This window comes from Sphingomonas naphthae, assembly GCF_028607085.1.
In the GTDB taxonomy this organism is placed as follows: Bacteria; Pseudomonadota; Alphaproteobacteria; order Sphingomonadales; family Sphingomonadaceae; genus Sphingomonas_Q; species Sphingomonas_Q naphthae.
This window is the reverse complement of the sequence record NZ_CP117411.1, coordinates 3,761,271-3,772,934: the sequence shown is the minus strand read 5'-3', so window position 1 is coordinate 3,772,934 and position 11,664 is coordinate 3,761,271. Positions and strand designations below refer to the sequence as shown.

Genomic DNA, 11,664 nt, shown 5'->3' with positions numbered 1-11,664 from the left:
GACGATGATTACCGCAGCCGCCCGAACAGCCACCCCGCCGCCCAGCCGAATAGCAGCGAGATCGCCACCGCCGCCAGCCCATAGGCCAGCGACCAGCGCCGCGCCGCCGTCGCCACGAAGCGTTCGAGGCCGGATTTGTCGATCTCGATCGGCCGCACCGCCGCCGCCAGCACGCGCCCGTCGCGGATCAGGAAGGTCTCGGCCGTGTAGCGCCCCACCGGCACGCGCGCGGGGATGGAGATGCGGGCGCGGTAGAGGACGCCGTCGGTGATCTCGACCCGGTTGGCGCCATCGCCGAAGAAACCGCCGCGCCGCTTGAGATCGACCAGCCCCGCCTCGAACCGGCTGTGCACCGCCGGGTCCGCCGCGCTGGCCGGGGAAAGCTGGATATTGCCGAGGCCCAGTTCGTAGATGGCGGCGGTGCGCTTATCCACCAGCCGCTCGATCGGGCGCGAGGCGGCGAGCGCGTAGAAGGCCGGCACGGTGCGGAAGCGCGCCGAATCATGGTTGATCCAGATGCCGGCCACCTTGGCCTTCTCGCGCACCACGATCGGCTCGGCCGGGCCTTTCAGCACCACGGCGATGTCCGCGTCGCGATCGGGCGCGCGGCCGCCGGGGTAGAGGATCGCGCCGAACAGCAGCAGTTCGGCGCCGGTGAAGCTGTAGGCGATCTCGATCCGCCGCTGCGACACGTCGGGCACGAGGCGGGGCTTCTCCACCGTCGCGCCGATCAGCAGCGGCGCGATCAGCAGGGCAAGCGCCCGCCTCACAGCGGCTGCACCGTATAGATTTCGTCCGGCCGCCAGCCGAGGCCGAGCGCCATCCTGAGCGCCACCAGCAGCACGATCAGCGCGAGGGCGAGGCGGAGGTGATCGGGGCGCAGTTTCTGCGCCAGCCGCGCGCCGATCTGCGCGCCGGTGACGCTGCCGATCAGCAGCAGGACGGCCAGTACGATATCCACCGCCTGGGTCGTCATCGCATGGATCAGCGTCGTCGCGGCGGTGACGAACAATATCTGGAACAGCGAGGTGCCGACCACCACACGGGTCGACATGCCGAGCAGGTAGATCATCGCCGGCACCAGCACGAAGCCGCCGCCGACCCCCATCAGCACGGTGAGGAGCCCGGTCAGGAAGCCTAGGATCGCGGGGGCGAGCGGCGAGATGTAGAGGCCCGATCGGTAGAAGCGCCAGCGGAAGGGCAGGGCCGCGACGATCTTCAGATGGCGCTTGACCGGCTTGGGCGCGCGGCCGGCGCGGGCCGCCCACACGCTGCCGATCGCCTCCTTGGCCATCAGCCCGCCGATCGAGCCGAGCAGCAGCACGTAGAGGATATTGACGACGGTATCGATCTGCCCGGTCGCCTGAAGCGCGCGGAAGGCGAAGCCCCCCGCCAGCGACCCCAGCGCCCCGCCCGCCACCAGCACCGCCCCCATGCGATAATCGACCCCGTCGCGCTTGGCATGGGCCAGCACGCCCGACACGCTGGCGCCGGTGATCTGCGTGGCGGAAGAGGCGACCGCGACCGAGGGCGGGATACCGTAGAAGATCAAAAGCGGCGTGGTGAGGAACCCCCCGCCCACGCCGAACATCCCCGACAATATGCCGACGATCCCGCCCAGCCCGATGATGACGAGCCAGTTGACCGACAATCCGGCGATCGGGAGGTAGAGATCCATCGCGGGAAAGGGGGTAGCGGAGGGGGCGGGCGGGTGAAAGCCCCCGTAACCGCCGTAGTACTCCGGCGCAGGCCGGAGCCCAGGGTTACGGAGCGCGGCGCGTGGGGCTCTGGGCTCCTGCCTTCGCAGGAGCACGGTAAGGCGGGTACTCCCCAATCACCCGTGCCGGCCCTACATCGCCCCTATGTCCGAACCCGCCACCCTCGCCCGCCCCGACGGCACAAGCCTCGCATACCATCACCGCCCCGGCACCGGCCCGACGATCCTGTTCCTCCCCGGCTATGCCTCCGACATGACCGGCGGCAAGGCGACCGCGCTCGATGCGTGGGCCGGGGAGCAGGGCCGCGCCATGCTGCGCTTCGATTATGCCGGCTGCGGCGCCAGCGAGGGGCGGTTCGGGGAGCAGACCCTCGCCAGCTGGCGTGACGACGCCCTGCTCGTGATCGACCAGATTACCAGCGGGCCGCTGCTGCTGGTCGGATCGTCGATGGGCGGGTGGATCATGCTGCTGGTGGCGCTGGCCCGGCCGGATCGGATCGCGGGGCTGATCGGCATCGCCGCCGCGCCCGATTTCACCGATTGGGGCTTCGACGACGGGCGGCGCGAGACCTTGGCCGAACAGGGCTATCTCGCCGAGCCCTCGCCCTATGGCGACGAGCCGACGCTCACCACGCTCGATTTCTGGCGATCGGGGCAGGCCAATCTGCTGCTGGGCGGGGCGATCGCGATCGACGCCCCCGTCACGCTGATCCAGGGCATGGCCGACGAGGAGGTGCCCGCGTCGATCGCGCTGCGGCTCACCCGCGCGCTGCGTTCAGCCGATGTGCAGACGATCTTCGTCAAGGGCGGCGACCATCGCCTCTCGCGCGATCAGGACATTCGCCGCCTGATCGGCGTGGTGGCGCAGCATCTGGACGGCCTATGATCCCCTTCCTGCTCGCCCTCGCCGCGACCGCGACGACGACCTCGATCGCGAACCTGCCCGGCGGCGATACGGCGCGTTTCACCGCCTGTCTCGCGCTGGTGAAGTCCGATCCCAAGGCCGCCGTCGAACAGGCCAACATCTGGCGCGAGCAGAGCCGGACGGTGGTGGCGGGGCAGTGCCTCGGCCTCGCCTTCGTCGCCGACGAGCGCTGGGCGCCCGCCTCGGCCGCCTTCGAGCAGGCGGCGCGACAGGCCGATCTCGACCGCGACGGCCGCGCCGCGACCCTGTGGGTGCAGGCCGCCAACGCGGCGCTGGCGGGCGACGACGCGGTGAAGGCGCGCGGCCAGCTCGATCGCGCGTTGCTGCTGCCGGTCCTCTCCGGCCAGATGCGCGGCGAAGCCTATCTCGACCGCGCCCGCGCCGATGCCGCCATCAAGGACTGGCCCGCCGCCCGCACCGATCTGGACGAGGCGATCAAGCTGGTGCCGCAGGATCCGTTCGTGTGGCTGCTCTCGGCCACCCTCGCCCGCCGCCAGCTCGACATGCCGCGCGCCGAACGGGACATCGCCAAGGCGCTCGAACTGTCGCCGGACGATGGATCGGTCGCCTATGAAGCGGGCAACATCGCCGCGACCCTGGGCCGAACCGATGCCGCGAAGGTGGCGTGGGAGCAGGCGGTGAAGCTCGACAAGGACGGGCCGGCGGGCAAGGCTGCGGCGCAGATATTGGCGCAGGCCGAGACGGCGCCGGAGGGCAGGCCGAGCCTGCCCTATGACGCGCTGGACGGGGATTGATTGGCAAATGGGTCCCGCGTGGAACGGCCGAGATTAGGTGGTTAGCGGTGGTTCGCCATTGCCGCTTTAAGCGCCGCGATGTCAGCGTCTGCAAACCATCCGCGAAGCACATGTCCGACTTGCTTCGAGTGCAAGACGAATACCCATGCGGATTGAGCTCCGAGATCGCCACCTCGGCCGCTCTCAACGGTCATCCCTCGTGCGGGTGCGGACCAAACTGTCAGGCCAAACCGCTTGAAACGGACCTGCCTTTCTGTGAGGGCCAATCGTATGGTGCCGTTATAGGCGACAATCATGATCGCCAAGCCAATCGCGGCAACGCCGGTCAACAGACCACCTTGCACCAATACAGCAGCACCGAACGCGCCAATAGGAACGCCGACAATGAGGAGGGGAAGCCACGCTTTCTTTTGTGGTTTCAGGATCATCGCACGCTCATACCACGCGCAGCCTCAATGTCCGCAAATGGGGCGTTAGCAGTCTGTCCGATGTCGGGAGCGGCTGCGACCGGCAATGGTGGGGAGCGGTCCCTCGCTTAAAAGTGAGCCAAACTGGCGAGCATCGCCCAGACCGTTGCCACCAAGGCCATCATTGCACCCAACAGCGCCAAGAAACCCCATGCGACTTGGCCGCTTCGCGACTGCCTCCAGGCTGCCATGACATGTTGGCCGCAATAGATCGCGTTGCACGTCAGCAGAGCTAGCAGCAGCAGGATGAAGGTATGCATTAGAGGCCCATCATTGAAGCGAAACCCCGCGCCCCAATCGCCGATCCAGCCACACCAGCGCGAAGCCGACGAGCAAAAACCCCGCCGCCATCGCCAGCGCATAGGCCATCACCCCGCCCCAGCCGATCCGCTCCACGTTGAAGAAGAAATAGGGATATTTGCCGTCGATCCGCGCCCGCGCGAGGACGTAAACGAAATAGAACAGCGGCACGGTCGCCCAGCGCACCGGATCCCAGGCGATCAGCCGGCCCTTGGGGGCGAAGGCCAGCCAGTAGATCGGCACCAGCACCGGCACCACCTTGTGCATCACCACATCGGCCACCAGCGCGGTGCCGGCGAGGATCTTGAGGCCGCTCAGCAGCGCGGCGAAGACGATGCCGACCAGCAGGATCGACAGCGTCACCGCGCCCAGCAGCGAGGGATGGCTCCAGCGTGGCCGGCCAAGCGCGATGCCGCTGAACAGGATCGCCACGAACAGATTGGCGATGATCGTGAAGAAGCGCAGCATCCCCCAGATCGCCCACGACAGGTCGCCCGTCGCCGCCCAGCTCACGTCGAGCCGCAGGCCGAGCCCCGCCCACGCGGCGACCGCCACCACCGCCGCCGCGCCGCGCACCAGCGGGGAGGCTGGCGCCGCGCCGGCGATCATTTGCGGACCCAGGCGCGTACGCCGCCGATCCACGTTTCCTGCACCTTCGTCTCGCGCAATTGCGCCGGGGTCACCTGCGTCGGATCGCGATCGATCAGGATGAAATCGGCCATGTGGCCGGGTTCGAGGCTGCCCAGCCGATCCTCCGCGAAGGCGGCGAAGGCGGCGCCGGTGGTGAAGGCGGCCAGCGCCTGTTCCAGCGAGACCTTCTCTTCCGGGTGCCAGCCGCCGGGAGGCTGACCCTCGGCATCCTCGCGGCTGATCGCGGCGGCGAGGCCGGGGAAGGGATTGGGGCTCTCGACCGGATAATCCGATCCGAACGCCAGCGGCACGCCGCTTTTCAGCATCGATCCCCAGGCATAGGCGCCGCCCAAACGGTTCGCGCCCAGCCGCGCCTCGGCCATGCGCCAGTCGCTCGTCTCGTGGGTCGGCTGCATCGAGGCGATGATGCCGTTCTTCGCGAAGCGCGGCAGATCGGCCGGATCGACGATCTGGGCATGTTCGATCCGCCAGCGCCGGTCGCCCTCGTAGGTGTCGCTCAGTTCCTCGATCGCGCCCAGCAATTGCGCATTGGCGCCGTCGCCGATGGCGTGGACCGCCACCTGGAAATGATCCATCGCCGCGCGGCTCATCAGATTACGGAGCTTGGCGTCGTCGAGGAATTGCAGGCCGGTGGCACCGGGCTTGTCGCTATAGGGCGCCTTCAGGAAAGCCCCGCGCGATCCCAGCGCACCATCGGCGAACAGCTTGACGCCGATCATCCTGAGCCGCCCGTCGTACAGCCATTGCGTCGGCCCGGTGCCGGCGATCGACAGCATCGGTTCGATCCCCAGCGCATAACTGGAAATCCGCACCCGCAGCCGGCCGGCATCGCCCGCGCGGCGCATCGTGTTCCAATCCTCGGCCGCCGTGCCCATGTCGGCGGTGGCGGTCACGCCGACCGAGAGCAAAGCCTCCTGCGCCTTGGCCAGCGCCTCGTCGCGCTCGCGCGGTAGCGGCTGGGGGATCGCCTTTTGCAGCAGGGCCTGCGCCGAATCGACGAACAGCCCGGTGGGATTGCCCTTCGCATCGCGCTCGATCCGGCCGCCGGCGGGATCCTTGGTAGCGGCGGTGATGCCCGCTTCCTTCATCGCCGCACTGTTGGCGAGGACCGCATGGCCATCGACCCGGCTGAGCGCGACCGGCCGATCGGGCACCACCCGATCGAGATCGGCGGCGGTGGGGAAGCGGCCGAGGCCCCATTTCTCCTGGTTCCAGCCGCCGCCTTCGATCCATACGGGCCGTGCATGTTCGGCGGCATAGCGGCCGAGCGCGGCCTGCGCCGCCTCCAGCGATGTCGTGCCCGACAGGTCGAGCTGGAGCAGCGCGAAGCCCAGCCCCAGCACATGGCCATGCGCGTCGAACAGGCCGGGCAGCATGGTGCGGTGCTGTCCGTCGAGCCGGAAATCGAGCCGCTCGGGCCGCGCCTCGCCCTCGCGCAGCAGCTTTACGACCTTGCCGTCCTTCATCAGCAGGCCGGTGAAGCGCACGAAGCGCCCGTCCTTCCCGATCGAAAAGCCGTTGACGTTATCGACCAGCCCGCCGGCCGAGGGCGGGATCGGCGCCGCTTCGGGCGCCTTGCGGCGGGCGACGGCGGGCGCGGCCGTGAGCGAGAGGGCGGCCAGCGCGGCGAGGAATCTGGGAATGACCATCACGCGGGCGTACCGGCTTTTCCATTGGGGTTCAAAGCCCCCGGCGTTTGGAGTAGGAGCGCCGCGACATGGCTACCCTTCTCAAGACCAGCGAACCGGCCGGCACCGCCGTCCCCGTCACCATCGACGACGTCTATGCGGCGCAACAGCGTATCGCGGGCTCGATCGTGCGGACGCCGACGCTCATTTCCAAGACACTGTCGGAGCTGACCGGCGCCACCGTCTATCTCAAGTTCGAGAATCTTCAGTTCACCGCCGCCTACAAGGAACGCGGCGCGCTCAACACCCTGCTCCAGCTCGGATCGGAGAAGCTCTCGCGCGGGGTGATCGCGGCATCGGCCGGCAATCATGCGCAGGGTCTCGCTTATCATGGCGCGCGGCTGGGCGTGCCGGTGACGATCGTGATGCCGCGCCCCACCCCCACGGTGAAGGTGCAGCAGACCGAGGGCCACCGCGCCCGCGTGATCCTGCACGGCGAGACGTTCGACGAGGCGCAGACCTATGCCTATGCGCTGGCCGCCCAGGAGGGGCTGACCTTCGTGCCGCCGTTCGATCATCCGCACATCATCGCCGGCCAGGGCACGCTCGCGGTGGAGATGCTGGCCGACGCGCCCGACATCGATACTCTGGTGGTGCCGATCGGCGGGGGCGGGCTGATCTCGGGCTGCTCGGTCGTCGCCAAGGCGCAGGAAAAGCCGATCGAGGTCGTCGGCGTGCAGGCCGAACTTTATCCGTCGATGTACGCGCGCATCAAGCAGCTCGATCTGCCGTCGGGCGGCGATTCGCTGGCCGAGGGTATCTCGGTGAAGGAGCCGGGAGAGATCACCAGCGCCATCGTCGGCCAGCTGGTCGACGACATCGTCCTCGTCGCCGAGCGCGAGCTGGAGCGCGCCGTGGCGCTGCTCCTCCAGATCGAAAAGACCGTGGTGGAGGGCGCCGGCGCCGCCGGCCTCGCCGCGCTGCTGGCGCACCCTGAGCGATTCGCCGGCAAGACCGTCGGCATCGTGCTGTGCGGCGGCAATATCGATACGCGCCTGCTCGCCAACGTGCTGCTGCGCGATCTCGCCCGCTCGGGCCGCCTCGCGCGGCTCCGTCTGCGCCTGAAGGACCGGCCCGGCGCGCTGTTCAACGTGGCGCGAGTGTTCGACGAGCAGCAGGTCAACATCATCGAAATCTATCACCAGCGCGTGTTCACCACCCTGCCCGCCAAGGGCCTCATCACCGATATCGAATGCGAGACTCGGGATCGGGCGCACCTCGATCGGCTGGTCGAGGCGCTGACCGAGGCGGGCTATGAGGTCACGCCGGTCGAACTCGCCTGATCCGCGCCGAAACGATCGCACGTTCAGGCATTTCGGATCGGCGGAAAGGCCACGAAATCATTTTTTCAGGGGCGGTTAACCTTCTTTTGATGGTTACCGCCCTTTTCATGTCCGCCATGGGCGATCATAACCGCAGCATACCGGGTGAGGGGCATCGGCGGTGACTGCGCAATTCCGTTTCCCGCGCTTCTTCGTGACGACTCCGTCACCCTGCCCCTATCTGCCGGGCAGGACAGAGCGCAAAGTCTTTACCGAACTCTCCGGCCAGCACGCCGGCGAGCTGAACGACGCGCTCGGCCGAATCGGTTTCCGCCGCAGCCAGTCGGTCGCCTATCGCCCCTCCTGCCTCGATTGCCAGGCGTGCGTTTCCGTCCGCGTCGTCGCCGGCGAATTCGCGCCCAACGCGACCCAGCGCAAACTCCTGCGCCGCCATAGCGATCTCGTCGTCACCGCCTGCAAGCCGTGGACGACCGAGGAGCAATTCGCGCTGCTGCGCCGCTATCTCGCCTCGCGCCATCCCGGCGGCGGCATGGCCGAGATGGACGAGATCGACTTCGCCGACATGATCGAGCGCACGCCGGTCAACACCTATGTCGTCGAATATCGCGAGCCGGCCGAAGGCGACCGCCCCGGCCGCCTGGTCGGCGCCTGCCTGACCGACCAGCAGGCCGATGGCCTGTCGATGGTCTACAGCTTCTTCGAGCCCGACGAGGGCGGGCGCCACGGGCTCGGCACCTTCATCATCATCGATCATATCCTGCGCGCGGCGGCCGCCAAGCTGCCCTACGTCTATCTCGGCTATTGGGTCGAGGGGTCGGCGCGGATGCAATATAAAGTCCGCTTCCAGCCGATCGAGCGCCTCGGTGCCGGCGGCTGGACCCGCTTCGAGGCCCCCAAGGCCGACCAGCCCGCCGCCGAGGGATCGGGCAAGATCGGGCGCTTCAAGTAAAGCCTCACGCCGCCAGCAGCAGCGTCGACAATTCCGCCACCGCCCGCGCGGTCAGCCGCACATGCACCCGCCGACTCTTGCCCGGCGCCCGCACCCGCTCGACCAGCCCGCGCCGCTCCAGCATCCCCAGATGGCGCAGCCCGGTGGTGGCCGGCCCCGCCCCGGCGAGGCACGCGCTGCTGACCGAAATGGCGCGCTGCTCGGCGCCCGCCACCAGCAGGTCGAGCAATATGTCCCACGCCGGATCGGAAAAGAGCCCCGCCCCGAACAGCCGCTCGCGCCGCCGCCGCAGCCGCAACGCCCGCCGCGCGAGATCGACCGGATCGGCGGGCGGCGGATCGCCCCGCAGCACCGGCGCCAGCTCGCGCTCGACCGAGGCGCACAGCTCCATCGCCTTGCGCAGCCGCCCCACCGCATCGACACTCAGTGCGTTCATTGCCATCCCTCGCGACTCGACCTGCCGTCGCGAAGACAAGGCATTGGCGACACGACAGTAACGGTCGCAAGGAGGTCAGCAGCAATCCGGCAGCGCCAAGGCCCCATCCCAAAATGAGCCCCTCGGCGCTTCCGACACGCGCATCAATATTTGAACTTCAGATTCACGCCGTAGGTGAGCGGCGCGCCGAACGCCGAGGTGGTGCCGGTCGCGGTCGTCAGATCCTGAACGCGATATCTGGTCTTGCCGATATTCCTGGCGAAGACTTCCACGCCGATCCGTTGGGTCGGGCGATATTCGACCGATCCGTTGAGCAGGGTGAAGCTGCGCTGGTGGCGCACATTGTCCGGGTCGAAATAATAGCCGCTGTTGTAGCTGAACAGGCCCGAGAAACGGATTTCGCCCGAGCCCACCGGCAGGGTGTAGCTGGTGCCGGCGCTGCCGGTGAATTTCGGTGCGAGCGGCGTGTAATTGCCCGACACGTCGCCCAGGCAGATGGTGTAGCCGCCGGTGCGAGGACCGGCGCCGAGAACGCCGGGATTCTCGGTGCCGCGCAACGCCACCGGGCAGGTCGCGGGGCTGGGGTAGACGATCGGCGCCTGGAATTGCGCGTTGGGCCCGCCGAACTGGTCGAACTTGGATTTCAGCGCGGTGAAGCCGCCGAAGAAGCGCAGTCGCTGCGTCGGCCGGGCCTCATATTCCAGGTCGAAGCCGTCCACCTTCACCGTCGCCGCGTTGAGCAGCACCTGCGTGCCGGGCGTCGCGGTCGCGGCCGAGCGGATCTGATAATCGTCGATGTCATAATGGTAGGCCGCGATATTCACGCGCAGCCGGCGGTTGAAGAATTCGGTCTTCAGGCCCGCCTCATAGGCCATGATATATTGCGGGTTCACCGAGGGCGATGTCGGGCTCTGGAGGCTGTAGGCGCCCGCCTTGAACCCCTTGTTGACCGATCCGTAGATGCTGATGTCGGGCGTGATCTCCTGCCGGAGCGCGGCCCGATAGGTGACCTCGCTATATTTCAGCGTGGAGATGACCGTCGTGGTCGCCAGCCGCGTGCCGCTGGCGAGGATCGGCGTCTGGTTGCCGTCGAAATCGCGCTTGTCGTCGGTATAGCGGATGCCGCCGGTCAGCTTGGTGGTGGGCGTGATCTCGTAGGTCGCCTCGGCGAAGGCGGCCAGCGAGCGGGTCGCCAGCGACGAGACGATCTGCGTGCCCGACAGGGTCGGCGCGAAGGCCAGGCCGTTCTGGTTCTGGTCGGTCGTCGCCTTCGACTTCAGGTAGAAGCCGCCGACCTGCCACGTCAGCGGGCCGCCGCTGTGCGAGGCCAGCCGCAATTCCTCCTGAAAGGTGCGGGCATGGGCGACATAGCTGATGTTGATGAGGTTGATCGGCCCGCCATCGACGTCGAACGCGCTCTTGTTGCGGGTGCGGCGCAGGCCGGTGATGCTGGTGAGCGTGGCAAAGCCGAGATCGCCCTCGACCGTTCCGTTCAGCCCCCACAGTTTCAGGCGGGTGAGCGCCGGAAAATTGGCGGTCGTGTCATGCCCGCGATGGCCGGTCGGGCCGACATTGCCGCCGGTGCCGAGTTGCCCGTCGGCCAGCCGGAAGGCGAGGCCGAGATTGTCCTTGTTCTTGTAATAATCGCCGCCGAGGACGATCTTGATGTCGTCGGTCGGCCGGGCGACGATCTTGGAGCGGATGCCGCCATATTCGCCCTTCTTGTTCTCGCGGTTCAGCGTGAGGTTGCGGCCCCAGCCCTTGCCCTGATGCGAGTAGGTGGTGGCGACATCGGCGCTGATCTTGTCGCTGATCGGGCCACCGACGTAGAGTTGGCTGCTGACCGTATCGTAATTGGCGTAGCCGGCCTGCCCGTCGATCACCAGATCCCTGCCGGGCTCGCGCGTGATGATGTGGATCAGGCCGCCGGTGGCGTTGCGGCCGAAGAGCGTGCCCTGCGGCCCCTTCAGCACCTCGACCCGCTCGATATTGTTGAAATTGTTGAAGGTCTGGCTGAGATCACCCAGATACACGCCATCGATGTAGATGGCATTGGCGCCCTCCTCGCCGGCGGCGGCGTTGGTGGTGCCGACGCCACGGATGAAGAACAGGCCGGATGGACCGGAGCGGGTGACCTGCACGCTGGGCACCAGCTGCGGCAGATCGGCGGTGGCGTTGACGCCCGAATTCTTGAGCGAGTTGGCGGTCACGGCGGTCACCGCGATCGGCACTTTCTGGAGATTTTCGGCGCGGCGCTGCGCGGTGACGACGATCTCGTCGAGGCCGGCCTGCGCGGCAGGGGCCGCGGGCGTGGCCGGCGGCGCGGTCTGCGCCAGCACGGGCATCGCGCCCAGCAGCGCGGTGCCGCCCAGAAGGTGGATACACGTCGTCCGGATGATCCTGTTCATGCTCTTCTCCCCGTTTTATTTGTCTTTATTTCAAGGCGCACGAAGGAATCCGGAGCCTTATGGCCCCGGTGCGTGCGATGATCGG

General features: G+C 67.8%; 11 protein-coding genes. 4 read left to right on the top strand and 7 right to left on the bottom strand.

Annotated elements, in window-relative coordinates; all coding sequences use genetic code 11:
• Positions 1-8 precede the first annotated feature (8 nt).
• Together PQ455_RS18215 and PQ455_RS18210 are read right to left on the bottom strand one after the other, a co-directional pair.
• A complete protein-coding gene (locus PQ455_RS18215) occupies positions 9-770 on the bottom strand; it encodes a TIGR02186 family protein (protein ID WP_273687801.1) in 762 nt (253 codons plus the stop codon).
• Positions 767-1,678, bottom strand: coding sequence for a sulfite exporter TauE/SafE family protein (locus tag PQ455_RS18210; RefSeq protein WP_273687799.1), 912 nt, complete (start codon positions 1,676-1,678; stop codon positions 767-769). The genes PQ455_RS18215 and PQ455_RS18210 overlap by 4 nt, the downstream gene beginning before the upstream one ends.
• Positions 1,679-1,862: 184 nt before the next feature.
• On the opposite strand from PQ455_RS18210, the gene PQ455_RS18205 reads away from it, so the two are divergent.
• Together PQ455_RS18205 and PQ455_RS18200 are read left to right on the top strand one after the other, a co-directional pair.
• Positions 1,863-2,603, top strand: coding sequence for an alpha/beta fold hydrolase (locus PQ455_RS18205; RefSeq protein ID WP_273687797.1), 741 nt, complete (start codon positions 1,863-1,865; stop codon positions 2,601-2,603).
• Positions 2,600-3,397 carry a tetratricopeptide repeat protein gene (locus PQ455_RS18200; RefSeq protein WP_273687795.1) on the top strand — a complete coding sequence of 266 codons (798 nt, stop codon included), beginning with the start codon at positions 2,600-2,602 and terminating at the stop codon, positions 3,395-3,397. The genes PQ455_RS18205 and PQ455_RS18200 overlap by 4 nt, the downstream gene beginning before the upstream one ends.
• 41 nt (positions 3,398-3,438) lie before the next feature.
• Here PQ455_RS18200 and PQ455_RS18195 read toward each other — a convergent pair whose 3' ends face one another.
• The 3 genes from PQ455_RS18195 to PQ455_RS18185 all read right to left on the bottom strand — a co-directional run bounded on the left by PQ455_RS18195 (position 3,439) and on the right by PQ455_RS18185 (position 6,464).
• Positions 3,439-3,825: a hypothetical protein gene (locus tag PQ455_RS18195; RefSeq protein ID WP_273687793.1), complete on the bottom strand. Its 387-nt coding sequence runs from the start codon at positions 3,823-3,825 to the stop codon at positions 3,439-3,441.
• A 309-nt stretch (positions 3,826-4,134) separates the two neighbouring features.
• Positions 4,135-4,773 carry a Pr6Pr family membrane protein gene (locus tag PQ455_RS18190; RefSeq protein ID WP_273687790.1) on the bottom strand — a complete coding sequence of 213 codons (639 nt, stop codon included), beginning with the start codon at positions 4,771-4,773 and terminating at the stop codon, positions 4,135-4,137.
• Positions 4,770-6,464 (bottom strand): amidohydrolase, encoded by a 1,695-nt coding sequence (locus PQ455_RS18185; protein ID WP_273687788.1) that lies wholly within the window; start codon positions 6,462-6,464, stop codon positions 4,770-4,772. Before PQ455_RS18185 ends, PQ455_RS18190 begins: the two co-directional genes overlap by 4 nt.
• A gap of 68 nt (positions 6,465-6,532) precedes the next feature.
• On the opposite strand from PQ455_RS18185, the gene PQ455_RS18180 reads away from it, so the two are divergent.
• Together PQ455_RS18180 and PQ455_RS18175 are read left to right on the top strand one after the other, a co-directional pair.
• On the top strand, positions 6,533-7,786 hold the full coding sequence (locus PQ455_RS18180) for a threonine ammonia-lyase (RefSeq protein ID WP_273687786.1): 1,254 nt from the start codon (positions 6,533-6,535) through the stop codon (positions 7,784-7,786).
• 160 nt (positions 7,787-7,946) lie between these two features.
• Positions 7,947-8,735, top strand: coding sequence for an arginyltransferase (locus tag PQ455_RS18175; RefSeq protein WP_273687784.1), 789 nt, complete (start codon positions 7,947-7,949; stop codon positions 8,733-8,735).
• A 4-nt stretch (positions 8,736-8,739) separates the two neighbouring features.
• Here PQ455_RS18175 and PQ455_RS18170 read toward each other — a convergent pair whose 3' ends face one another.
• Both PQ455_RS18170 and PQ455_RS18165 read right to left on the bottom strand, forming a co-directional pair.
• On the bottom strand, positions 8,740-9,171 hold the full coding sequence (locus tag PQ455_RS18170) for a helix-turn-helix domain-containing protein (RefSeq protein ID WP_273687782.1): 432 nt from the start codon (positions 9,169-9,171) through the stop codon (positions 8,740-8,742).
• Positions 9,172-9,314: 143 nt separating this feature from the next.
• Positions 9,315-11,579, bottom strand: coding sequence for a TonB-dependent receptor (locus PQ455_RS18165; protein WP_273687779.1), 2,265 nt, complete (start codon positions 11,577-11,579; stop codon positions 9,315-9,317).
• Positions 11,580-11,664: the final 85 nt, after the last annotated feature.

Coding starts and splice junctions, on each gene's coding strand:
- PQ455_RS18210 (WP_273687799.1), bottom strand. CDS start 1,678: ATGGATCTCTACCTCCCGATCGCCGGATTGTCGGTCAACTGGCTCGTC.
- PQ455_RS18205 (WP_273687797.1), top strand. CDS start 1,863: ATGTCCGAACCCGCCACCCTCGCCCGCCCCGACGGCACAAGCCTCGCA.
- PQ455_RS18200 (WP_273687795.1), top strand. CDS start 2,600: ATGATCCCCTTCCTGCTCGCCCTCGCCGCGACCGCGACGACGACCTCG.
- PQ455_RS18195 (WP_273687793.1), bottom strand. CDS start 3,825: ATGATCCTGAAACCACAAAAGAAAGCGTGGCTTCCCCTCCTCATTGTC.
- PQ455_RS18190 (WP_273687790.1), bottom strand. CDS start 4,773: ATGATCGCCGGCGCGGCGCCAGCCTCCCCGCTGGTGCGCGGCGCGGCG.
- PQ455_RS18185 (WP_273687788.1), bottom strand. CDS start 6,464: ATGGTCATTCCCAGATTCCTCGCCGCGCTGGCCGCCCTCTCGCTCACG.
- PQ455_RS18180 (WP_273687786.1), top strand. CDS start 6,533: ATGGCTACCCTTCTCAAGACCAGCGAACCGGCCGGCACCGCCGTCCCC.
- PQ455_RS18170 (WP_273687782.1), bottom strand. CDS start 9,171: ATGAACGCACTGAGTGTCGATGCGGTGGGGCGGCTGCGCAAGGCGATG.
- PQ455_RS18165 (WP_273687779.1), bottom strand. CDS start 11,579: ATGAACAGGATCATCCGGACGACGTGTATCCACCTTCTGGGCGGCACC.